At 70.8% G+C, this 21,600-nt stretch carries 21 protein-coding genes; 1 reads left to right on the plus strand and 20 read right to left on the minus strand.

Going from position 1 to position 21,600, the window contains the following annotated elements; translation table 11 throughout:
* Nucleotides 1-16: 16 nt before the first annotated feature.
* The 16 genes from FF100_RS23790 to pxpA all read right to left on the minus strand — a co-directional run bounded on the left by FF100_RS23790 (nt 17) and on the right by pxpA (nt 16,656).
* A complete protein-coding gene (locus FF100_RS23790; protein WP_246102286.1) occupies nt 17-934 on the minus strand; it encodes an aminotransferase class IV in 918 nt (305 codons plus the stop codon).
* A gap of 17 nt (nt 935-951) precedes the next feature.
* Nucleotides 952-2,019 carry a branched-chain amino acid ABC transporter permease gene (locus FF100_RS23795; protein WP_139038248.1) on the minus strand — a complete coding sequence of 356 codons (1,068 nt, stop codon included), beginning with the start codon at nt 2,017-2,019 and terminating at the stop codon, nt 952-954.
* Nucleotides 2,019-2,933 carry a branched-chain amino acid ABC transporter permease gene (locus FF100_RS23800; protein WP_048465254.1) on the minus strand — a complete coding sequence of 305 codons (915 nt, stop codon included), beginning with the start codon at nt 2,931-2,933 and terminating at the stop codon, nt 2,019-2,021. Before FF100_RS23800 ends, FF100_RS23795 begins: the two co-directional genes overlap by 1 nt.
* Nucleotides 2,930-3,682, minus strand: a complete 753-nt coding sequence (locus FF100_RS23805; RefSeq protein WP_139038249.1) for an ABC transporter ATP-binding protein — start codon at nt 3,680-3,682, stop codon at nt 2,930-2,932. The genes FF100_RS23800 and FF100_RS23805 overlap by 4 nt, the downstream gene beginning before the upstream one ends.
* Nucleotides 3,683-3,684: 2 nt before the next feature.
* Complete coding sequence (locus FF100_RS23810) at nt 3,685-4,461, minus strand: ABC transporter ATP-binding protein (RefSeq protein WP_139038250.1); 777 nt, start codon at nt 4,459-4,461, stop codon at nt 3,685-3,687.
* A gap of 31 nt (nt 4,462-4,492) precedes the next feature.
* Nucleotides 4,493-5,689 (minus strand): ABC transporter substrate-binding protein, encoded by a 1,197-nt coding sequence (locus FF100_RS23815; RefSeq protein WP_139038251.1) that lies wholly within the window; start codon nt 5,687-5,689, stop codon nt 4,493-4,495.
* A 284-nt stretch (nt 5,690-5,973) separates the two neighbouring features.
* Nucleotides 5,974-6,177, minus strand: coding sequence for a hypothetical protein (locus tag FF100_RS23820; protein ID WP_139038252.1), 204 nt, complete (start codon nt 6,175-6,177; stop codon nt 5,974-5,976).
* The gene (locus tag FF100_RS23825; protein ID WP_171070304.1) at nt 6,174-6,920 is read right to left on the minus strand and encodes a GntR family transcriptional regulator; all 747 of its coding nucleotides are present in this window, start codon (nt 6,918-6,920) and stop codon (nt 6,174-6,176) included. Before FF100_RS23825 ends, FF100_RS23820 begins: the two co-directional genes overlap by 4 nt.
* Nucleotides 6,921-7,100: 180 nt before the next feature.
* Complete coding sequence (locus FF100_RS23830; protein WP_171070305.1) at nt 7,101-9,053, minus strand: hydantoinase B/oxoprolinase family protein; 1,953 nt, start codon at nt 9,051-9,053, stop codon at nt 7,101-7,103.
* 5 nt (nt 9,054-9,058) lie between these two features.
* Complete coding sequence (locus FF100_RS23835; protein WP_139038255.1) at nt 9,059-11,083, minus strand: hydantoinase/oxoprolinase family protein; 2,025 nt, start codon at nt 11,081-11,083, stop codon at nt 9,059-9,061.
* Nucleotides 11,084-11,267: 184 nt separating this feature from the next.
* Nucleotides 11,268-12,218 carry an AraC-like ligand-binding domain-containing protein gene (locus FF100_RS23840; protein WP_139038256.1) on the minus strand — a complete coding sequence of 317 codons (951 nt, stop codon included), beginning with the start codon at nt 12,216-12,218 and terminating at the stop codon, nt 11,268-11,270.
* 216 nt (nt 12,219-12,434) lie between these two features.
* On the minus strand, nt 12,435-13,415 hold the full coding sequence (locus FF100_RS23845) for a 5-oxoprolinase subunit C family protein (RefSeq protein WP_139038257.1): 981 nt from the start codon (nt 13,413-13,415) through the stop codon (nt 12,435-12,437).
* Nucleotides 13,408-14,271 (minus strand): 5-oxoprolinase subunit B family protein, encoded by an 864-nt coding sequence (locus FF100_RS23850; protein ID WP_139038258.1) that lies wholly within the window; start codon nt 14,269-14,271, stop codon nt 13,408-13,410. The genes FF100_RS23845 and FF100_RS23850 overlap by 8 nt, the downstream gene beginning before the upstream one ends.
* 15 nt (nt 14,272-14,286) lie before the next feature.
* Nucleotides 14,287-15,648, minus strand: coding sequence for an acetyl-CoA carboxylase biotin carboxylase subunit (locus FF100_RS23855; protein ID WP_139038259.1), 1,362 nt, complete (start codon nt 15,646-15,648; stop codon nt 14,287-14,289).
* A 5-nt stretch (nt 15,649-15,653) separates the two neighbouring features.
* A complete protein-coding gene (locus FF100_RS23860; protein WP_139038260.1) occupies nt 15,654-15,896 on the minus strand; it encodes an acetyl-CoA carboxylase in 243 nt (80 codons plus the stop codon).
* A 25-nt stretch (nt 15,897-15,921) separates the two neighbouring features.
* Complete coding sequence (gene pxpA, locus FF100_RS23865) at nt 15,922-16,656, minus strand: 5-oxoprolinase subunit PxpA (RefSeq protein ID WP_139038261.1); 735 nt, start codon at nt 16,654-16,656, stop codon at nt 15,922-15,924.
* Between the two features lie 122 nt (nt 16,657-16,778).
* Between pxpA and FF100_RS23870 the strand changes: the two genes are divergently transcribed.
* Nucleotides 16,779-17,684 (plus strand): LysR family transcriptional regulator, encoded by a 906-nt coding sequence (locus tag FF100_RS23870; RefSeq protein ID WP_139038262.1) that lies wholly within the window; start codon nt 16,779-16,781, stop codon nt 17,682-17,684.
* Nucleotides 17,685-17,758: 74 nt separating this feature from the next.
* Here FF100_RS23870 and FF100_RS23875 read toward each other — a convergent pair whose 3' ends face one another.
* Genes FF100_RS23875 through FF100_RS23890 form a run of 4 tightly spaced genes read right to left on the minus strand, consistent with a single transcriptional unit; the run spans nt 17,759 to nt 21,592 of the window.
* Nucleotides 17,759-19,048, minus strand: coding sequence for an LLM class flavin-dependent oxidoreductase (locus FF100_RS23875; RefSeq protein ID WP_139038263.1), 1,290 nt, complete (start codon nt 19,046-19,048; stop codon nt 17,759-17,761).
* The gene (locus FF100_RS23880) at nt 19,045-19,800 is read right to left on the minus strand and encodes an ABC transporter permease (RefSeq protein ID WP_246102288.1); all 756 of its coding nucleotides are present in this window, start codon (nt 19,798-19,800) and stop codon (nt 19,045-19,047) included. The genes FF100_RS23875 and FF100_RS23880 overlap by 4 nt, the downstream gene beginning before the upstream one ends.
* Nucleotides 19,797-20,594, minus strand: coding sequence for an ABC transporter permease (locus FF100_RS23885; protein WP_139038264.1), 798 nt, complete (start codon nt 20,592-20,594; stop codon nt 19,797-19,799). The genes FF100_RS23880 and FF100_RS23885 overlap by 4 nt, the downstream gene beginning before the upstream one ends.
* The gene (locus tag FF100_RS23890; protein WP_139038265.1) at nt 20,591-21,592 is read right to left on the minus strand and encodes an ABC transporter substrate-binding protein; all 1,002 of its coding nucleotides are present in this window, start codon (nt 21,590-21,592) and stop codon (nt 20,591-20,593) included. The genes FF100_RS23885 and FF100_RS23890 overlap by 4 nt, the downstream gene beginning before the upstream one ends.
* Nucleotides 21,593-21,600: the final 8 nt, after the last annotated feature.

Raw genomic sequence — 21,600 nt, forward strand, 5'->3', positions numbered from 1 at the left:
GTCAGGCGGTGCGTGGTCAGGCGTGGATCGAGGCGTAGTCGACCGGGGTCGCGTGCCAACCGGCGCCGCGCTTCTCCCAGAACGCGTCGTGCAGGCGCCGGAAGACCGGGCCGGGCCGGTCGTTGCTCATGATCCGCCCGTCGATGCGCGAGGCCGGCATGATCCCGCCGGCGGTGGTGACGAGCAGGATCTCGTCGGCGTCGCGCAGCTCCGCCACGGTGACCGGCCGGACCGCGACGGCGAGATCCATCTCGCGGGCGAGCTCGATCACCGACTGGCGCGTCAGGCCTTCGAGCACGCCCGCATCGGGCGTGGCGAGCCGCCCGTCGGCGACGACGAACAGGTTGAAGCCCGGCCCCTCCGTGACGTGGCCGTCCTCGTCGAGGAGGACGCAGAAATCGGCGCCGCGGTCATGCGCCTCGAACTGGCCGCGGGTCAGGTCGGCCCAATGGAAGTTCTTCGCCCGCGGATCGACCGAGCGGGTCGGGATGCGCAGGGTCTCGGCCACCACCAGATGGGCGCCGCGCGCCATCACCTCCGGCCGCACCAGGGAGATCCACGGCAGGGCGAAGGCCGCGAGGTAGTTGCGGGCATGGGCCGGGTGGTAGGGCGCCCCGGCGGGCGGGCGGCCGCGCAGGCAGTCCATCGCCACGTAGGCGTCGCGCAGGCCCGCGAGGGCGACGCAGCGGTGGAGCACCCGCTCGATCGCCGCGTCGTCCTCGGGAGGCTTGAGCCGAAAGGTCTCCATCGAGGCGCGGAAGCGCCGGACATGGTCGTCGAGCCGGAAGAAGGCACCGTCGCGCACGCCGACGACGTCGTAGGTGACGTCGGAGCGACGGTAGCCCCAGTCGGTGATCGGGATCGCCGCCTCGGCGATCGGCATGAAGCGGCCGTCGATATAGGCGGCGCCGGCCGTCCAGGGGAGTTCGGTCACGGGCGTTCTCCGGGCTGTCACGACGCCGCCTTCGGCCGGGGGCTGAGGCCCGCCGGGGCGGTGGGAGCGTGCCTCGCCGAGGGCAGGACGAGCTCGCGCCCGCGGCTGAGGCCGTTGGGTCGGAAGATCAGGATCAGCGCCATGACGAGGCCGAGCCCGATCTCCTGGCTGCCGGCGGGCAAGGCCAGGGTCGTCCCGCCGACGGTGATCCCGCGTTCGAGGAGGCGCAGCAGCTCGACTACCGCCGTCACCGCGACGACCCCGGCGACCGCGCCGGTGAGGCTCGCCTGGCCGCCGACCACCAGCATGGCGATCGTGATGAAGGACAGGCTGAGGTAGAACGGGTCGACGGTCAGGATGCCGAGGAACTGGGCGTAGAGCCCGCCGCCCATGCCGGTGATCGCGGCGCTGAGCACGAAGGCGACGAGCCGCATCCGCACCACCTTCACGGCACAGGCACGCGCCGCGACCTCGTCGTCGCGGGAGGCCCGCAGCATCAGGCCGACCCGCGAGACCTGGAACCCGTAGGCCGCCAGGATCGCGAGCCCGGCGAAGGCGTAGGCCGTCCAGGGGCCGACCAGCGTCGGGATGCCGACGATCGAGCTGACGCCGGCGGTGACCGAATCCCAGTTGGCGTAGACGCTGTTGACGATGATGAGGAAGGCGAAGGTCGCGATCGAGGCCGCCGTCCCGGACAGCCGCATGATCGCCAGCCCGAGCCCGAACGCGACGATCGCCGGCAGCAGGATCGCGCCGAGGATCGCGGCCCAGAACGGCAGCTGGTTCTCCTGGAGCACCGCCGGCAGGCCCTGCAGCATGATCTGCTTGAACGACGGCTCGGCGGTGGCCCAGGCCGCCGCATAGGCGCCGATGCACATGAATCCGACCTGACCGAAGGAGATGATGCCGGAATTGCCGATGAAGACGAACAGGCCGACGACGACGACGACCCGGATGAACATCTCGGTCAAGGTCACCTGCACGGCATCGCCGCCGACGAGGCTCAAAGCGGCGATCAGCCCGAGGCCTAGGATCAGCAGCAGCGGCGTCTGATGGCGGGCGAGGAGGCGCATCGCGATGTCCATCAGACGCGCTCGATCGTGCTGCGGGCCGGCACCAGGCCGCTCGGGCGCACCAGCAGGACCAGGATCACGAAGGCGAAGGCGAAGGCGTCGCGAAAGGCGCGCAGGTCCGGCGGCAGGTAGGCCTGGAGCATCGTGACGATGAGCCCGATGGTGAAGCCGCCGACCACCGCCCCGACGAGGCTGCCCATGCCGCCGACAACGACCGCCACGAAGGCGAACAGCGCGAGCGGCACGCCCATCATGTGGCTGAGCGAGCCGGATTGCGTCGTGGTCAGCAGCGAGACCACGCCGGCCAAGATGCCGCTGATCGCGAAGGCGAGGCCGATCACCAGGTTGCCGCGCACGCCGAGATACTGCGCCATGCGGAAATCCTCCGCCGCCGCGCGCATCTGGATGCCGTAGGGCGTCTTCTTGAGGAACAGCGTCAGGCCGCCCATCAGCGCGAGGGTGACCACTAGGGTGACGAGCTGGAGCATCGGCACCCGCAGCTCCCCGATCAGGATTTGGCTGTTGGCGCCGCTCCACAGGTCGACGGCCTTCGGTCGCGCGCCGTAGGCCACCAGCACGCCGTTCTGGATGATGTAGCTGACCGCGAACGAGGCGATCATCAGCGTCGGCGAGGAGGCGCGGCGCAAGGGGCGGAACACCAGGGCGTCGGTGAGGAGCGCCGCCACGATCACGATGAGGCAGATCGTCGGGATCATCACCGGCCAGGGCCAGGCACCGATGAGGAGGCGCGCGGTCACGTCGGCGGAGGGCACGATCAGCGCGTAGGCGCCGACCGTGATGAAGTCGCCGTGGGCGAAGTTGATGAGCCGCAGGATGCCGAACAGCAGCCCGATGCCGAGCGCCACCAGGGCGTAGATGCTGCCGAGGCTGATCGCGTCGATGAGGTTCTGCAGGAACGGGATCACGCGCTCGCCTCCGCCGGTTGGGCCGCCCGCTCGCCGAAGCCGAAATACGCCTGCCGGATCGCCTCGCCGTCCTTGAGGTCGGCGGCCCGGCCTTCGAGCTGGATGCGCCCGCCGCGCAGGACCGAGATGCGGTCGGCGTGCTTCAGGATGCGGGTGGAGCTCTGCTCGTTGATGAGCAGGGTGAGGGAGGCCTGGCGGCGCAGGTCGAGCAGGATCTCGTAGATCTGGTCGATGATCTTCGGCGCCAGCCCGAGCGACGGCTCGTCGACGAGGAGCAGGCGCGGCCGGGTCATCACCGCGCGGGCCACCGCCAGCATCTGCTGCTCGCCCCCCGAGAGCCGCCCGGCCGGGCTGTGCAGCCGCTCGCCGAGGCGGGGTAGCAGCGACAGGATGCGGTCGCGGTCGGCCCGCGCCGCGGCGCGGTCGCCGCGCAGATGGCCGCCGATGGCGAGGTTCTCGTCTACCGTCAGAGTGCCGAAGATGTGGCGCCCCTCCGGCACCAGCGAGACGCCGAGCCGGGCGATCTTTTCGGGCCGCTCGCCCCGGATGCTGGCGCCGTCGAGCCGGACGTCGCCGGCATGCGGGACCACTCCGCCGGCGATGGCGGCCATCGTCGTCGACTTGCCGGCGCCGTTCGGCCCGATGATGCAGACGACCTCGCCCTCGGCCACGGTGAGGGAGACGCCGCGGAGCGCCACGAGGTCGCCGTAGCGGACGTGGATGTTCTCGACGCAGAGGAGCGGCGGCATCCTCAGGCCTCCATGCCGAGATAGGCGGCCATCACCGCTTCGTGACGCTGGATCTCGTCGGGCGTGCCCTCCGCCAGGGTACGGCCGCCGTCGAGGACGTGGATGCGGTGGCTGATGCCCATCACCACCCGCATGTTGTGCTCGATCAGCAGCACGCCGCAGGTGAAGGTCGAGGGAATCGAGGCGACGAGCGCCATCAGCTCCTCGCACTCGGCGTCCGACATGCCGGCGGCCGGCTCGTCGAGGAGCACGAAGGCCGGCGACAGGATCAGCGCGCGGGCGATGCCGAGGCGACGCTGGTCGGTATAGGCGAGCGCGCCGGCCGTGAGCGCCGCCTTGTCGGCGAGGCCGATCCAGTCGAGCATCGCCCGGGCGTGCTCGCGGGCGGCGCGCAGGGACAGGCCGAGGCCCGCCCCCGTGACCTCGACGTTCTCGATCACGCTCATGTCGCGGAAGAGCCGGCCGGCCTGGAAGGTGCGGGCGACGCCGCGGGCGCGGAATTCCGCCGCGCTCCAGCCCGCGGTGTCGGCCTCGCCCAGAACCACCCTCCCCTCGGTCGGGCGCTGGAAGCCGGTGAGGCAGTTGACCAGGGTGGTCTTGCCGGCGCCGTTCGGGCCGATCAGCCCGAACACCTCGTGGCGGTGCAGCGTTAGGCTGACGCCCGAGATCGCCGCCAGCCCCTGGAAGCGCACCGCGAGCCCTTCGGCGGACAGGTCCGAGGCGTTGGTCAGGGAGCGGTCGACGCCCCGGGCCGCCGGTTCGGCGTAAGCGTGCTGCATGGGAGGACCACCCCTGGGTCGGAGGAGCCGGCTACTTCTTCAGCCGATAGAGGACGGCGTCCGGAATGGTGTCCTTGATGGTCCATTCCTCGAGCGGGCTCTCCTTGCCGTCGGCGTAGGAGACGACGATCATCGGCATCCGGGTCTGGATATGGAGCTTCGGCGTGAAGGTGCGCGGGCCGAGGATGGTCGGGGCGTTGTCGTCCTTGTTCAGCTCGGCCACCACCTTGGCGGCGTCGGTGGTGCCGGTGCCGGTCACCGCCTTCGCCCACAACTCGAGGAAGGCGTAGATCGGGTAGGCGTACTGGGTCGTCGGCGGCTTGCCGTACTTCTTGGCATAGGCGGCGGTGAGTGCGTTCACCGGAGGCCGCGGATCGTCGACCGTGAGCGCCTGAACCGGCAGGTAGAAGTCCTTCAGGCCCGGCGTCGAGTTGAGCCAGTAGGTGCCGTCCATCGCGGTGGCGCTGAACACCGGCAGGGCGACCCCGGCGGCGCGCAGCTGGCGCACCGCGCTCGCCGCGCCCGGATTGGTCGAGCACAGCATCACGTGGTCGACGCCGCCGGTCCGGATCGCGTCGTTGAGGCGGGTGATCTGCGAGTTGATGGTCGGATCGAGACCCTTGAAGGTGTCCTGGCCGACGACCTTGCCGCCGACGGTGGGGAAGTTCCACTCGTAGCCGGCGCAGACCGACTTGTTGTACTCGATGGTCTCGTCAACCAGCATGTAGCCCTTGCGCACGCCCTTCTTGGCGTAGCCCCAGCTGGCCATCACGGCGCCTTCGAGCTGGCCGGCATTGTTGGCGGTGAAGGAATACGGCCCGACGCCGATCACGCCGGCCTTCGGGTCCGAGGCGCCCATGAAGACCGAGACCACCCCGGCCTTCTGGGCCTGGAGCGCGGCTGGGGCGCCGTAATCGTAATCGGCCGAGACCAGGAGCAGGTTGGCGCCCTGGTCGATCAGCTGCTTGCCGACCTTGGCGCCCTCGACCCGGTCGGTCTTGGTGTCGGCGGTGACGACCTTGATCGGCTTGCCGAGGAGGCCGCCCTTCTGGTTCGTCTGCTCGATCCAGAGCTGGGCCATCTTGGCGGCCTCGCCGTCATAGGCCTCCATCCAGCCGGAGAAGGCCACCGCGAGCCCGATGGTGATGCCGTCGGCCGCCGCCGCCGGCCGTGCCCCGAGGGCGAGGGCCGTGGCCAGCACCGCGCCGATGATCCGCTTTGCCGTCATCGTTGGTTCTCCTGAAGGCCGGGCGCCGGCCGCCTCTGGTCTGTTCGCGCGTCGCCGGGGTGGAGCCAGGCAGCCGCGCCCGTTCGCAGCTCGGAGCCGCGGGGGATGTCGCGTTTCGGTGAACCAATCCGGCTTCCGCAGGGTCCGGACCTCGACAGGAAGGCGCGGGATCCCCTCTCCCAGACGGGAAAGGGGAGGCGAGCCTCGAGTCGAAAGATCGGGATATGATTCGATTTATATGTGTCTTATTCTGATTTTTCGTCTGCAATTGAACGACAAATAGTTCACTGCGCCCCAGGCTCGCCCGCCTCCCGCCGCCGCTTCTCCCGCTCCGCCTCCCAGGTCACGCACCAGGCGGAGCAGTAGATCCGGCCGTTCGCCCGGACCGTGTCCGGCGCTTCGTTGGCCGGGTTCTCATAGAGCAGGATGCCGCAATTCGGGCATTTGGCGTAGCTCTCGACGTAGAGCCGGTTCGGCGCGAACTTCATCCGCGGGTCCTCCGCGTGGGATGGGGTGCATCCTCGGCGCTCACCAGCGGCTCGCCGCGGCCGGTCCGGCCGTACATCCGGTGGACGAAGGCCCAGGTCGTCTCGAGGTGGTGCTGCATCGCCGCGACCGAGCGCTCGACGTCGCCGGAGGCCAGCGCCTCGACGATCGGCTGGTGGGCGAGCGCCGATTGCAGGGGCGGCTCGCGCTCGAGATCGACATAGGCGATGAGCATCTGCACCTCGGTGTCGATGCCCTCATGCGCCCGCAGGGTCTGGCGATTGCCCGACAATTCGCAGATCCGCCGGTGCAGGGCCATGTCGGCCTGGTGCAATTCGGCGAGGCGCCCCGCCCGGGCCGCCGCCGCCATGCGGTCGACGAGGCGCGCGAGGTCGTCGTGGTCGGGCTGCCGCATCCGCGGCAGGGCCTGGCGGATCGCGAAGGATTCGACGCAGATCCGGAACGAGAACACGTCGTCGACGTCCTGCGGCGTGAACCGGCGCAGGAAGTGGCCGCGCCGGGGCGCCGAGACCAGGAAGCCGCGCTGGGCGAGACCCGAGACCGCCTCCCGCACCGGGTTGCGGCTGATGCCGAGGGTCCGGGCCAGCTCGGCCTCGTTGATGCGGTCGCCCGGACGCAGGCGCCCGGAGGTCAGCGCATCCAGCAAGTAGTGCCGCACCTGATCGGACAAGCTCAACGCATCGATCAGCCTCTGCACGGCGCGCGTCTCCGGCGTTCGCAGCATGGCGGTCTTCTCCTGCGGGTGGCGCGACACCGGGGCGGATCGAAAACCAGAGATCTGCATTTGAATACATCAATTGCAGACAGTGGACAGTTTAAATACTTACCAAAACCTGTCAACGGGATGATCTGTGGGAATGTTGAGCGACGCCTGCGCAACGGATAGGCAGGCGCCGCCGGCTCGTCAGGCGTCGCGCCACGCGGCGGCCGAGCGCTTGGCGAATTGCTCGCGGAACTGCGCGGTCGAGCGCGGCAGCAGGGTGCCCTTGTCCCAGTCGAGGAGCACGCCGTAGCGGCGCACGACGTCGAGGGTGTCGAGGCGCCCGGCCCGGTACTCCTCGGCCACGTGCTCGGGATCGGTGGCGAGCCAGCCCCGGCGCTGCGCGCGGATCTCGGCCCGCAGAGCCTCGGTCGCCGCTGCATCGGCCTCGTAGCGGCACAGTTCGGCATCGATCACCCGGATCACCACGCCGTAATCCTTGGCGGCGCGGGCGACCGAGACGTAGTCGTCGGCCACATCCTCGACGACCATGGCGGGATCGCGCTCCAGCGGATCGCCGAAGCCGCCGCCGCCGGCGGTCGGGCGGCTGAAGACGTCGCCGGGGCCGATCGGCACGTCGGAGAAGACCGAGCCGAGCCATTCCTCCGCCTGCCCCGCCCGGGTGAGGGAGAGTCCGTGCGGCATGGAGGGCAGGCCGCCCTCGATGCCCCAGACCACCGCGCGCTCGCGGTCGCAGATGTAGGAGATGACGCTGCCCTCGGCCTCCAGCATCACCGAGGTCTTGCGCACCCCGGCGCCGCCGCGCCAGCGCCCGGGCCCGGGGGAATCGGTCAGGATCTCGTATTCCGTGGTCAGGATCGGGTTCGCCCGCTCCTGGCCCTCGACCGGCTGCGACATCAGGCCGGTGCCGAAGCAGGCGGTGGTGACGTTGCAGCCGTCCCGGCCGTTGCGGCCGCCCCAGCCGCCGGGCAGCCAGTCGTAGAACATGTAGATCGGCTTGTCGGCCCGGCGCCCGTCGCGGCCGCCGGTGAGCAGGTATTCGAGGTTGAACGCGCAGGCGATCGCCCGCTCGGGCATGATCCGCGACCACATCTCGTAGATCGCGTTCATGATCTTCTCGAAGGGCATCAGGTAGCCGGTGACGGCGACCGGCCACTTGGCATCGACGATCGAGCCCTCCGGCGCGACGATCGAGAAGGCACGGTAGAAGCCGCTGTTGAGCGGCAGGTCGGGGAAGAAGGTCTTCATGCCCGCCGCCACCGCCGAGAAGGTGGCGCCGAAGGCCGAGTTGTAGATCGACCCGATGGTCGGGTGGCTGCCGGTGAAGTCGTAGGTGACCGAGTCGCCCCGGATCGTCATCTTGATCCGGATCGGGATCATGCCCTCCGGCCCGCTCGGGTCGCGGTCGATGTAGTCCACCGTCTCCCACTCGCCGTCGGGCAACGCCGCGAGGCGCTGGCGCACCGCGCGCTCGACGTAATCCTGCACCGCGGCGAGCCCGGTCTCGACGGTGTCGCGGCCGTATTTGGCGACGAGGCGCAGGATCTCGCGCTCGCAGACCTGGGTCGCCTCGGCCTGGGCCTGGATGTCGCCGATGATCGAGGCCGGGTCGCGGGTGTTGGCGGCGATCAGGCAGGCGACGTCGGCGCAGAACCGGCCCTTCGAGAACAGCCGCACCGGGGTGATGCGCAGGCCCTCGCGGAACATGTCGCGGGCGGTGACGTCGAACGAGCCCGGCACGCTGCCGCCGACGTCGGACCAGTGCCCGTTGGACTGGCTGAAGGCGATGATCTTGCCGTCGGCGAAGATCGGCCGGATCAGCCGCACGTCGGAGAAATGGGTGCCGCCCGCGTAAGGATCGTTGATGGCGTAGACGTCGCCCGGATGCATGTCGCCGGCGAACGCCCGCATCACGTCCTGGCAGGTGAAGTGCAGGGTGCCGACATGGACCGCGATGTCCTGGTTGCCTTGCGCCGCCGAGTGGCCGCTCGCGTCGTGCAGCGCACTCGAGAAGTCGCGGTTGTAGATCACGAAGGAGTAGCAGGTCCGCAGGATCTGCTCGGCCATCTGGTCGACGCTGGTGATGAAGGCGTTCTTCAGCACCTCGAAGGTGACGGGGTCGAGGGTCTCGGCCATGGCGCTCACTCCTTCACCCGGATCAGGATGTTCAGGTAGCGATCGACCTCCGCGCGGGTGCCGGGCGGGACCAGCACGGTGGAATCGACCTGCTCGACCACCGCCGGGCCGGCGAGGCGGAAGCCCGCCGGCAGCGTCGCGCGGTCGTAGACGGGGGTGTCGTGGGCGGCGCCCTCGAACCAGACCGGCCGGCGGCTCACCGGGTCGGGTGTCGCGCCCGTGGGCTCGTGGGTGGCGAGCGCCGCCTTTGGCACCATTCCGACCGCCTTGAGGTTGAGGCGGAAGAAGCCGACCGGCGCGTCGTCGCGGCGGAAATTGTATTCGCGCTCGTGGTGGCGGTGGAACGCCTCGGTGAGGTCGGCGACCGCCCCGATCGGCCGCGGCGCCGGCACCGCGAGCGAGCGCCACTGGCCCTGGTACATCATGTCGATGCTGCGCTGGAGCACGATGTCGGCCTCGGCCACGCCCTCGTGGGCGAGGCGGGCGAGCGCCTCCGCCTCGAGGCGGCCGAACTCGGCCTCGATCGCGGCCGGATCGGCCTCGGCGGCGCCGACGAGGTAGCTCTCCGAGAAGTCGTGCTGGATGTCGACGAGGAGGCAGCCGAGCGCCGAGGTGACGCCGGGATTGGGCGGCACGATCACCACCGGGATCGCCAGCTCGCGGGCGATGTCGACCCCGTGCAGCGCGCCCGCGCCGCCGAAGGCCACCAGGGCGAAGTCGCGCGGGTCGTAGCCGCGGCTGATCGAGATCAGCCGCACCGCGTCCGACATGTTGGCGTTGGCGACCCGCAGGATCGCGTCGGCGGCCTCCGGCACGGAGAGGCCGAAGGGCTCGGCCACGCCCTCGCGCACGGCATCCGCCGCCAGCCCCTGATCCAGGGTGATCTTGCCGCCGGCGAGGCTGGTGCCGAGGCGGCCGAGCACCACGTTGGCGTCGCTGTTGGTCGGCTGGCGGTTGCCGTTGCCGTAGCAGGCCGGGCCCGGATAGGCGCCGGCCGATTGCGGCCCGTTGCGCAGGGACCCCGCCTCGTCGGTCCAGGCGAGGGAGCCGCCGCCGGCCCCGATGGTCAGGACCTCGATCGAGGCGAAGCGGATCGGGTAGCCGAACTCGATGTGCCAGTCCTTGGTCACCCGCGACTGGCCCTCATAGGCCAGCGACACGTCGGTCGAGGTGCCGCCCATGTCGAGGCCGATGGAGTTCTGATAGCCGCACAGGCCGGCGATGTGGCGGCTGGCGATGGCCCCGGCCGCGATGCCCGAACCGGCGAGCCGCGCCGCGAAATCCTTGACGCTGCCCGGCGTCATCACCCCGCCGCCGGTGTGCAGCAGCAAGAGGTCGCGGTCATAGCCGCCGTCCCGCAGGCGCTCGCCGAGGCGGGTGGTGTAGTCAACCACGACCGGGCTCAAGGCGGCGTTGACCACGGTGGTCGAGAAGCGCTCGTGCTCGAAGATCTCCGGCAGCACGCCCGACGAGATCGAGACCGGCACCCCGGGCAGCTCCTCCTCCAGGATTGCCTTCATCCGGCGCTCGTTGGCGCCGTTGACGTAGGCGTTCATGAAGCAGACCGCGACCGCCGCGACCTCGCGCCGCCGCAGGATCCGGGCGACCCGGCGCGCCTCCGCCTCGTCGAGGGGGGTGACGACGGTGCCTTGCGCGTCGATCCGCTCCGGCACGGTGAGGCGGTCGCGCCGGGGCACGTAGGGGCGCACCACGTCCTTGTAGGTGTCCCAAAGGTCTTCCTTGTTGGCGCGCCGGATCTCGATCACGTCGCGAAAGCCCGCGGTGCAGACCATGGCGGTGCGCGGCAGGCGCCGGGTGATGAGGGCGTTGGTCGCCACCGTGGTGCCGTGCGAGAACAGGGCCACCCGGGTCAGGTCGATGCCGGCCTTGTCGACGCCGGCCAGGATGCCGTCGATCGGATCGCGCGACGAGGCGGTCTTCTCGATCCGGATCAGCCCGGTCGCCTCGTCCATGATGCAGATGTCGGTGAAGGTGCCGCCGACATCGACGGCCACGCGCAGGGTCTGCACGATGGAGCCTCCTTGTTGTGAAGCGATCGTCTTCGAGAGACAGGCGGTGGTCGCGCCTGCTGCATAGGCTCTTCGTCATTCCGGGCTCCGCTTCCGCGGCCCCGGGATGACCCGGTCGAGGCTCGGCCAGTCGGCTCGGTCTTCACTCGGCAGAGCATCCGGACGTGGCCGCGTCCGGAGACCCTCAGCCCCGCGCCGCCGCCCGCGCCTCCCGCGGGGTGCAGCCGAACTCGGCCCGGTACTGGCGGCTGAATTGGGCCTGGTCGCCGAAACCCCAGCGATAGGCGATCTCGGAGAGCGACCGGCGGCAGGCCGGGTCGCGCAGGGCCTCGTCGCACATCGCCAGCCGCTGTCGGCGGATGAAGCCGCAGACGCTGGTCCCTTGCGTCTCGAAGAGCTGGTGCAGGTAGCGCACCGACAGGCCGCAGGCCTCGGCGATGCCTTGCGGCCCGAGATCGGCGCGGGCGAGGTTGGCGCGGATGTAGCGCTCGACCCGGTGCAGGTGGGCGCCCTGGACCGAGGAGGCCTGGCTGCCGAGCGTGCGCGGGTCGGCCTCGACCGCCAGCGCCAGCAGATCGACGAGGTGGCGCCCGGCCATGGCGCGGGCCGCCTCGTCCAGCTCGTCGACCCGCGGCGCGGTGAGGCGCAGCATGTCGACGAAGAGGGCGCCGACGCCCTGCGCGGCGTCGAAGCTCAGGGTCGCGAGCCGCTCGGGCGCCCCGATCCGGGCGCGCAGGACGGGGCTCGGCACCTTGAGCACCCAGAGGGCGTTCGGCTCCGAATAGGCGAACTCGTAGGGCAGGTGGCTCCGCTCGATCAGGAAGGCGCCGGGCCGGCAACGCACGTCCCTGCCGTCCTGGCGGAAGCTCACCTCGGCACGGTCCGGAACGGTGATGAGGAAGCTCTCGTCGTGGGCCTGGAGCAGGTGGCGGGCGTGGCGGCGGTAGACGACCCCGTCCGAGACATTGCGGGAGATCGAGACGTCGCCGAGGCTCCAGACCTCGAGGGCGCCGGAGAAGGCCGGGCCGGGGCGAAAGCCGAGTTCGAGCGGGAAGTAGGTCCGGCTGACCGCCTCGCTCCAGGCGCGCTTGCGCTCCGCCGGCTCGGCGTGCGCGGTCGAGAACGCGGTTCGCATCACCCGATCCTCCTGCCCTGTCCCGCCCGGATGTCGAGGCCCGCTCCGGCTTGCCGGCTCAGGCCAGCGCAGTAGACGGCGTTCCGGTGCCCCGCTCTTGCACGCGAGTGCGCGAAGACTTGCTTCTCAGCGCACTCATCTTCACGCCAACACGCGCAGCGGCGATGGTCCGGAGACGAGGTCTCCGGGTTGCTTCATGACCCTCGGTCGCCCCGCTCACGCCAGGGCGTCCCGGATCCGGGCGAGCCGCCCGGCCGTCTCCGCCCGCGCCGCGAGCGCCCCCGCCATGTCGGTCCGGGCGAAACGCACGGGCTGGTGAGGCTGCAACTGCCCGATCAGGTCCATGTCCGCTGCAATCACCGTGCCGATCATGAAGTAGCCGCCGCCCGACACCGCGTCGCGGTGCAGCACGATCGGCTCGGTACCGCCCGGCACCTGGATCGAACCGTAGGGGTAGCAGCTGTCGACGATGTTCGACGGATCGGAGCCGGCGCCGAAAGGCGGCTCGCGCGGGACGAAATCGAGGGCGTGCCCGCCGCGGAAGCGGTAGCCGATCCGGTCGGCCTCGGGCGCGACCTTCCAGGTATCGGCGAAGAACCGCTCGGTCGCCTCCGCGGTGACCCGGTGGTCGTAGAGGCCGGGCAGCATCCGCAGCACCGGCTCAGGGACGCGCCGCAAGGCCGCCGGGAGGCTGCGTCCCTCGTCCACCGGGCGTCCGGGCCCGATTCCGAGCCGGTCGCCGGCCTTCAGCGCCCGCCCCCCGTGGCCGCCCAGCGCCCCGAGCGCGTAGGTCGCCCGCGAGCCGAGCACCACCGGCACGTCGATGCCGCCCGACACCGCGATATAGGCCCGCGCCCCGGCCTTGAGAAAGCCGAAGGACAGGACCTGCCCGGCCCGGACGGGCAAGGCGGTCCAGCCCGCCTGCTCGACCCCGTCGAGCTTGAGCGGCATCTCGGCCCCGGTCACCGCCACGGTGGCGTCGCCGGTGAAGCGGATCTCCGGCCCGAGGAACACCGCCTCGAGCCCGGCCGCGCCCTCGTCGTTGCCGACGAGGAGGTTGGCGGCGATAAGCGCCTCCCGGTCCATCGCCCCGGAGAGCGGGATGCCGAGATGGTAGTAGCCGGGCCGGCCGAGGTCCTGCACCGTGGTCGACAGGCCCGGCTTGACGATCTCGATCATCGATGCGGCCTCAGCCATGGAGCACCTCCAGCAGCGCGGCGTTGGTGCCGGCGGGATCGGCCTGGAACGCGGCGAGCGAGAAATCGACCTCGCGGATCAGCGGACTGAACCGCCCGGCCTCGACCTCCTCCACCGCCGCGTCGTACGCGTCGCGCCCGACCGGTCGGAACTTCACGATGTCGCCCGGCCGGAACAGGACCATGAAGTCGCGCAAGTAGCTGATCTCTTGCGCCGGATCGTAGATCGGCATCGGGGTGATGCCGAACATCTGGTAGCCGCCGGCCCCTCGCACCGAGTAGATCGCCCCGAAGCAGCCGCCATGACCGATCGTGAGCTTCGGCGTGTCGGTGCGCGGGCGGAGATACTTCGGGGCCTGGATCTGCTTGTCGCGCTCGACCATCTGGTACAGGAACGGCAGGCCCGCCACGAACCCGACCATCGAGACGAACCACGGCGAGCCGGCATGCGCGGCGATCAAGGACGGCACGTCCGGGTAGCCGTTGATCCGCGCGGTGTATTCGAGGTCGGTAGCCTGCGGATCCTGGTGGCGCTCGCGGAAGCGCATCAGCGTCTCGCGGGTCCAGGGATCGTCGTAGAAGACCGGCATCTCGAGGATCCGGGTCTTCAGCTCGGCCCCGCCGGCTCCCGCGCCCTCCAGGCTCCGAAGTTCCTTGAGCAGGTCGTCGGGGGCGATGAGGTCGGGGTCGAACTTGATCTGGAACGAGGCGTTGGCCGGGCAGATCTCGGTGATGCCGCGGATGCGGCTGTCGCGCACCGCGTTGGTGATCGAGAGGCTGCGGAAGAAGGCTTCGAGGGACATCGCCTCGTCGACCTCGACGAAGACGTGCTCGTCGCCACCGAACGTGTAGCGCATGATCGCGAAGGCTCCTCAGGGGGTGAGCGGATGGGCGTCGAGCCAGGCTTCGAGCCAGCGGGTGTGGACGTCGCCCGCCCGCACGGCCGGATCGGCGACCAGCGCCCGGTGCAAAGCCGCGGTGGTCGGCAGACCCTCGACGGCGAGTTCGCCGAGCGCCCGGCCGAGGCGGGCGAGCGCGGCCTCGCGGGTCTCGTCGTGGACGATGAGCTTGGCCAGCAGCGAATCGTAGAAGGGCGGCACCGCGTAGCCGGGATAGAGCATCGTATCGACGCGCACGCCCGGCCCGCCGGGCAGGCTCAGTCCCGTGACGGTGCCGGGCGCCGGCCGGAAACCTTCGGCCGGATCCTCGGCGTTGATCCTCACCTCGATCGCGTGGCCCCGCGGTCGCACGTCGGATTGCGACAGGCGCAAGGGCTCGCCCCCGGCGATCCGGATCATCTCGCGCACGAGGTCGATCCCGGTGATCATCTCGGTGACGGGATGCTCCACTTGGATGCGGGTGTTCATCTCGATGAAGAAGAACGCACCGGTCCCGGCGTCGTACAGGTATTCGAGGGTGCCGGCGCCGCGATAGCCGACCGCCTTCGCCAGCCGGACCGCCGAGGTGCACAAGGCCTCGCGCGCCTCCGGCGGCAGGCAGGCGGCGGGCGCCTCCTCCCACACCTTCTGGCGCCGGCGCTGGAGCGAGCATTCGCGCTCGAAGAGGTGGATCGCGTCGCGCCCGTCGCCGAGCACCTGCACCTCGACGTGGCGGGCCCGTCCGACGAAGCGTTCGAGGTAGAGGCCGCCATCGCCGAAGGCGGCCTTGGCCTCGGCGGTCGCCTGCGGGATCAGGGCCGCGAGCTCGTCGGGGTCCCGCGCCACCCGGATGCCGCGCCCGCCGCCGCCGGCCGCCGCCTTGATCATGACGGGAAACCCGATCGCCGCCGCCGCCGCACGGGCCGCGTCGAGGCCCTCGATCCGGCCCTCGCTGCCCGGCACGGTCGGCACGCCGGCCTCTGCGGCGATGGACCGGGCGGTCGCCTTGTCGCCCATCCGCCGGATCGTCTCGGGACGAGGCCCGATGAAGGTCAGGCCCGCCTCCTCGACCATTCCGGCGAAGTCGGCATTCTCCGACAGGAAGCCGTAGCCCGGATGGACCGCGTCGCAGCCGCTCTCGATCGCCGCACGCAGGACCGCCCCCTTGTCGAGGTAGGACTTGCCGGCATGGGCCGGGCCGATCTCCGCGACGGCGTCGGCGAGGCGGGCGGGCAGCATCGTCCGGTCGGCGGCGCTCACCGCCTGGACGGTGGAAATCCCGAGTTCGCGGGCGGCACGGACGACGCGCAGGGCGATTTCGCCCCGGTTGGCGACGAAGATTCGGCTGATCGTCATGCGGTTCAGGCCTCGAGGTCGTAGAGCGGCTGGCCGGCCATCACCGCGTCCTCGTTCTCGATGTGGAAGGCCCGCACCGTGCCGGCCTCCTCGGCGAGGACCGGGGTGAAGGTCTTCATCACCTCGATCAGCCCAATCGTGTCGCCGACCGCGACCGGATCGTTCTCGGCCTTGAACGGCGGGTCGCCCGGATTGGCCGCCCGGTAGAAGGTGCCGGGGATCGGGGCCTGGATGGTCTTGAGCGCCATGGATGGTCCTCCCGTCGATCAGGGATCAGGCGGCGTGGTCCAGCCCCTCACGGCGGAGGGCCTGGCGCAGGGTGCGGGCGAGGTCGGCCGCCCCCGGCGTGTCGGAATGGATGCAGATGCTCTCGCGGCCGACCGGCACGTCGTGCCCGCCGACCGTCGCCACCACCCCCTCGCGCAGCGCGCGCAAGCAGCGGGCGGTGCCGGCCTCGGCCTCGACCGGCGGGTGCTCGCGGGTGATGATCAGGCTGCCGTCATCGGCATAGTCGAGGTCGGCGTAGAACTCCGCCACCATGGTGTGGCCGCGCGCCGGATAGACGCTCTCGTGCAGCGTGCCGCGCATCCCGAGGATCGGCACCCGGAAGATGTCGGCGGCGTCGCAGATCGCCGCGGCGATCTCGGGGTCGCGCGCCGCCATGCCGTAGAGCGAGCCGTGCGGCTTGATGTGGTTGAGGGACATCCCCTCCGCGCCGAGGAAGCCCGTCAGCGCGCCGATCTGGTAGATCAGGCAATTCGTCAGCTCCTCGCGGCCGATCTTCATCTCGCGCCGGCCGAAGCCCTGGAGGTCGGGCAGGGACGGGTGCGCGCCGACCGCGACGCCGTGGGCCTTGGCCAGCCGCACGGTCGCCCGCATGTGGTTGAAATCGGAGCCGTGGAAGCCGCAGGCGACGTTGGCGATGTGGATGTGGGGCATCAGGGCGGCGTCGTCGCCGAGGCGCCAGATGCCGAAACCCTCGCCCATGTCGCAGTTGATCGAGACCATCGGGGTGCCTCCGGCTGGATCGCGGGCCGGAGAGTTGCAAGCGTGCAGCCCATTGTAAAATCGGAAATCTGCGTGCCGGGTTTCGAAAAATCCGATACCCTCCGCCGTGTCGGGGACCGGGCATGTCGATCTCGCTCAAGCAGATCCGCTACTTCATCGCGGCGGCGGATTCCGGCCGCATCTCGCAGGCGGCGGTGGAGCTGAACGTGTCGCAATCCGCCGTGACGGCGGCGGTGCAGCAGCTCGAGGCGATCCTCGGGGTGCGCCTGTTCGAGCGCCACGCGGCCGGCGTCGCCCTGACGCGGGAGGGCAACCGCTTCCTGCTCCACGGCCGCAACATCATGGCGGCGGTGGCCGAGGCGGTGCGCGAGCCGCGGGCGGCGGGCGCCGCCGTCACCGGGACGGTCCGGGTCGGGGTGACCTACACGGTGGCGGGCTACTTCCTGCCGCGCCACCACGCCCGCTTCGCCTCGAGCTTCCCGGGCGTGACGCTGACCCTGTTCGAGGCGCCGCGGGACGTGATCGAGCGGGCGCTCCTCGACGGCGCCCTCGACATCGCGGTCATGCTGGTCTCGAATCTCCAGGCGCGCGACGCGCTCGCCTCCGAGACCCTGATCCGCTCGCAGCGCCGGCTCTGGCTGCCCGCCGAGCACCCGCTCCTGCGCGAGGGCCGGGTGGGCCTGAGCGACGTCGCCCGCCACCCCTACGTCATGCTGACGGTCGACGAGGCCGGCCACACCTCGGGCCGCTACTGGGCCCTGACCCCGTTCCGTCCGCAGGTCGTCTTCAAGACCTCGTCCGTCGAATCGGTCCGCAGCATGGTGGCGGCCGGGATGGGGGTCACCATCCTCTCCGACCTCGTCTACCGGCCCTGGTCCCTGGAGGGCCAGCGCCTGGAGCGGCGCAAGATCGAGGGCGAGATCCCGACCATGGATGTCGGCCTCGCCTGGCGGGCCGATACCGCGCTCACCCCCGCCGCCAGGACCTTCCGCGAGTTCGTCAGCCTCGCCTGCGCGGGCCAGGGCTGAGCCGTCCGGCCCCTCGCCCTGGCCCCCTCGCCCTGCCCCTCGCCGCGGCGCGATCCGGTCCGGCGGGGCCGTCGTCAGCGCGCCGGCCGGGCGAGGCCGAGGCGGTCGCGCAGCGTCGTGCCGTGGTAGTCGCGGCGGAACAGCCCGCGCTCCTGGAGCAGCGGCACGACGAGGTCGACGAAATCGGTGAAGCCGTCGTGGAAATAGGGCGGCATCACGTTGAAGCCGTCGGCGGCGCCGGTCTCGAACCAGTGCTGGAGCGTGTCGGCGACCGCCTCGGCCGATCCGCACAGCACCCAGTGGCCGCGGGCCGCGGCGGTGAGGTTGTAGAGGTCGCGTAAGCTCATGGCGTCGCGGCGGGCCTTCGACAGCATCACCCGGGCGAAGCTGTGGTAGCTGTCCGGCAGGGCGATGTCCGGCACCGGCCCGTCGAGGTCGTACGCCGACATGTCCTGGCCGAGCCGGTCGGAGAGCAGCGCCAGGGCGTTGTGATCGCCGACGAAACCCTGGAGCATCGCCAGCTTGTCGAAGGCCTCGCGCTCGGTGCGGCCGACCACCGGCATCACGCCGGGCAGGACGCTCACCTCCTCCGGGCGCCGGCCAAGGGCAGTCAGCCGGCGCTTCAGGCCCGCATAGGCGGCACGGGCCTCGTCGATGTCCTGCACCACCGAGAACACCACGTCGGCGGTCCGGGCGGCGAGGTCCTGGCCGGCCTCCGAGCCGCCGGCCTGGAGCACCACCGGCCGGCCTTGAGGGCTGCGGCCGATGTTGAGCGGGCCCTTGACCGTGAAGAACGGACCGTCATGGTCGAGGGCGCGGAGCTTGGCCGGATCGATGTAGCGGCCGCTCTCCCGGTCGGCCACCACCGCGTCGTCGGCCCAGCCGTCCCACAGGCCGGCCACCACGTCGAGGAACTCCCCCGCCCGCTCGTAGCGCCTGGCATGGTCCGGATGGACCGTGCCGAAATTGGCGGCGGTCGCCGGGCTCGCCGTGGTGACGGCGTTCCAGGCGGCGCGGCCGCCGCTGATATGGTCGAGGGAGGCGAAGGCGCGGGCGACCGTGAAGGGGTCGCTGTAGGTGGTCGAGACCGTGGCGCCGAGGCCGATATGGCGGGTGAGCGGCGCGAGCGCGGCGAGCAGCGTCAGGGGTTCGAGGCGCAGGGTGTAGGACGGGTGCGCGGCCGGATCGGCATAGAGGTTGTCGCCGATGAAGATCAGGTCGAAGCAGCCGCGTTCGGCGGTGCGGGCGATCTCGGCGATCGCCGCAAAATCCTGGAAGCTGTCGACCGCGCCGGGCATGCGCCAGCCGGCGACGTGGCTGCCGGTGCCGAGGAGGAACAGGCCGAGATGCATCTGCCGGGTCATGACGCTTTCCAGAACAGCAGCCGGCGCTCGGCGAGGCCGACGAGGCCGAAGAACAGGAGGCTCGCCGCCGAGGCGACGACGATCGCCGACCACACCTGGACGAAGTCGATCTGGAGCACCGCCTGGTAGATCACCCAGCCGAGGCCGCCATAGGCGCCCAGCATCTCGGTGACGATGGCCACGATGATGCTGCGCACCGTCGAGACCCGAAGCCCCGCGAGGATCAGCGGCAGGGCCGTCGGCAGGCGCAGGCGCCACAGCAGGGCGAGGCGCCCGGCGCCGAAGCTACGCATCAGGTCGATGCTGCGGCGGTCGACCCGGTCGAGGCCGGCGAGCGTCGAGAGGAACAGGGTAAAGCTGACGGCGAGCGCCACCATCACCACCTTCGAGGCGAGGCCGATGCCGCACCAGAGCAGGATCAGCGGCGAATAGGCCACCACCGGCACGGAATTGACCGCCGTCACCGCCGTGACGACGACACCGCGGGCCCGCGGCACCAGCGTCAGCGCCACCGCGAGGCCGATGCCGACGAGCGCCCCGAGGCCGTAGCCGAGCAGCGCCTCCGTCAGGGTGTAGGCGGCGGCCTCAGCCAGCATCGCGCGCTTCGACCAGACGCCGAGGAGCACGTCGCTCATCGCCGGCAGCACGTAGGCCGGCAGGGCGAAGCCGCGGGCGACCCCTTCCCACAGCCCGATCAGCAGCAGCGCGCCGAGGATGCCGCGCTGCACGGCGAGGGACTTGTGCGCCGTCACTGCTCGGCCCCCCAGAAGACGAGGCGGCGCTCGAGGAACGCCACCGCCGCGTAGAAGCCGGTGCCGAGGAGCGCTGAGACCAGGAGCGCGGCCCAGATCGCCACCACGTTCTCGTTGTACATCGCTTGCAGCAGCAGCACGCCGAGGCCGGTCGTGTCGCCGAACCACTCGCCGACGATGGCGCCGACGAGGCTGAGCGAGGCGGCGAGCCGCAACGCCACGAAGGTCTGCGGCAGGGCGCTCGGCAGTTGCAGGCGCGTCAGGATCTGGCGCGGCGAGGCGCCGAAGCTGCGCATCAGGGCGATCTGGCGCGGATCGACCGATTCGAGGCCGATGAGCGCGTTCACGGTGACCGGGAAGAAGGTGAGGTAGAAGGCGATGACGGCCTTGGCCATCAGGGTGTTGCCGAACCACAGGACCACCAGCGCCCCGAAGGCGATGACGGGGATGGTCTGCGACACCACGAAGAGCGGGAAGACCATCTCGCGCAAGGTTCGACAGCGCAGGAAGGCGACGGCGACCGCCACCCCGAAGGCGCCCCCGGTCACGAAGCCGATCAGGGTCTCGGTCAGCGTGCGCAGGAAGCCGGCGGCATAGGCGCCCGGCGTCGCCAGGATCGCCGCCAGGACCGCCGAGAGCCGCGGCAGGTAGAACGGCCGGATCCCGAACAGGATCACCAGCCCCTCCCAGGCGAGCGCCACGGCAAGGAGGGCGGCGACCCGCAGGCCGATCCGGCGCGCGAGGCCGGCGGCGCGGGGCGCGGCCGGCGGGGATGCGGCGAGCGCCGCGCTCACAGCTGGCGGTCCGCGCTCGACAGGGCGTCGAGGGGCCGGGACTCGAAAGCGCTCGTCAGGTCGACGGGCTTTCCGATGACCTTGGCCTGGAGCAGCAGGTCGTGCGCCTTGGCGATCGCCGCCGGATCGATCGCGAACAGCCCCTTCTCCTTGGCGGCGCCGGCCGTCATCAGGCGCTTCACCTCCGCCAGCATGAACTCCTGGTGCGCCCGGTCGAGGGTCGGGGCGATCGCCATCACGGTGTCGACGGCCGCCTTCGGGTCGGCGAAGGCGTCGCGCCAGCCGCGGATCGAGGCGCGCAGGAAGCCCTTCACCAGCTCGGGCTTGTCCTTCAGCGTCGTCTCCGACACGATCAAGGTGTCGCGCGGGAAGGTGACGCCGTAATCCTCCGCGACGAAGGTGCGCAAGGTCTCTTTCCCCATCCGGCTCTGGATGGCGTAGAGTTCGTTGTAGTAGGTCGCCGTCGCGACATCGACGGCGCCGTCGACGAAGGGCGTGACGCTGACCTGCTGCGGCTGGATCTTCACCTCGCCGGGTTGGATGCCCTCCTTGGCCAGGATGGCGTTGAGGACGTGGTTGGCCCCGGTGAACCAGGTGGTGACGGTGCGTCCCTTGAAGTCCTGGAGCGTCTTGACCGCGCCGTCCTTGCGGGTGACGAAGACGAACGGGGTGACCTGGTGCGAGACGCCGATGCAGACCACCGGCAGGCCCTTGTCGCGGGCGGCGAGCACGCTGTCGCTGCCGCCCGACAGGCCGAACGTGTCGGCCCCGGTGGCGACGAGGTTCTCGGCGAGCAGGTTCGGCCCGCCCGGATTGATCGTCAGGTCGATGCCTTCCGCCTTGTAGTATCCCTTCTGGGCGGCGACGTAGAAGCCGGCGAACTGCGCCTGCGGCAGCCATTTCAGGCGCAACGAGGCTTTCACCGGCTCGGCGGCGGCAGCGGGGCCGGCGAGCATCACGGCGGCAAGGGCGGCGAGGAGGTGACGGCGTTTGAGCATCGGGGATC

The organism is Methylobacterium terricola (assembly GCF_006151805.1).
Taxonomy (GTDB): Bacteria; Pseudomonadota; Alphaproteobacteria; order Rhizobiales; family Beijerinckiaceae; genus Methylobacterium; species Methylobacterium terricola.

What these genes read in the sequence shown, in the direction of transcription:
- FF100_RS23810 (WP_139038250.1), bottom strand. Translation starts at nt 4,461, where the DNA reads ATGCAGCACGCTTACGCCGAACCGGCGGCCCGGGGCGTCGACCGCTCC.
- FF100_RS23870 (WP_139038262.1), top strand. Translation starts at nt 16,779, where the DNA reads ATGTCGATCTCGCTCAAGCAGATCCGCTACTTCATCGCGGCGGCGGAT.
- FF100_RS23890 (WP_139038265.1), bottom strand. Translation starts at nt 21,592, where the DNA reads ATGCTCAAACGCCGTCACCTCCTCGCCGCCCTTGCCGCCGTGATGCTC.
- FF100_RS23840 (WP_139038256.1), bottom strand. Translation starts at nt 12,218, where the DNA reads ATGCGAACCGCGTTCTCGACCGCGCACGCCGAGCCGGCGGAGCGCAAG.
- FF100_RS23815 (WP_139038251.1), bottom strand. Translation starts at nt 5,689, where the DNA reads ATGACGGCAAAGCGGATCATCGGCGCGGTGCTGGCCACGGCCCTCGCC.
- FF100_RS23850 (WP_139038258.1), bottom strand. Translation starts at nt 14,271, where the DNA reads ATGCGCTACACGTTCGGTGGCGACGAGCACGTCTTCGTCGAGGTCGAC.
- pxpA (WP_139038261.1), bottom strand. Translation starts at nt 16,656, where the DNA reads ATGGTCTCGATCAACTGCGACATGGGCGAGGGTTTCGGCATCTGGCGC.
- FF100_RS23820 (WP_139038252.1), bottom strand. Translation starts at nt 6,177, where the DNA reads ATGAAGTTCGCGCCGAACCGGCTCTACGTCGAGAGCTACGCCAAATGC.
- FF100_RS23825 (WP_171070304.1), bottom strand. Translation starts at nt 6,920, where the DNA reads ATGCTGCGAACGCCGGAGACGCGCGCCGTGCAGAGGCTGATCGATGCG.
- FF100_RS23805 (WP_139038249.1), bottom strand. Translation starts at nt 3,682, where the DNA reads ATGCCGCCGCTCCTCTGCGTCGAGAACATCCACGTCCGCTACGGCGAC.
- FF100_RS23875 (WP_139038263.1), bottom strand. Translation starts at nt 19,048, where the DNA reads ATGACCCGGCAGATGCATCTCGGCCTGTTCCTCCTCGGCACCGGCAGC.
- FF100_RS23795 (WP_139038248.1), bottom strand. Translation starts at nt 2,019, where the DNA reads ATGGACATCGCGATGCGCCTCCTCGCCCGCCATCAGACGCCGCTGCTG.
- FF100_RS23845 (WP_139038257.1), bottom strand. Translation starts at nt 13,415, where the DNA reads ATGGCTGAGGCCGCATCGATGATCGAGATCGTCAAGCCGGGCCTGTCG.
- FF100_RS23855 (WP_139038259.1), bottom strand. Translation starts at nt 15,648, where the DNA reads ATGACGATCAGCCGAATCTTCGTCGCCAACCGGGGCGAAATCGCCCTG.
- FF100_RS23860 (WP_139038260.1), bottom strand. Translation starts at nt 15,896, where the DNA reads ATGGCGCTCAAGACCATCCAGGCCCCGATCCCCGGCACCTTCTACCGG.
- FF100_RS23830 (WP_171070305.1), bottom strand. Translation starts at nt 9,053, where the DNA reads ATGGCCGAGACCCTCGACCCCGTCACCTTCGAGGTGCTGAAGAACGCC.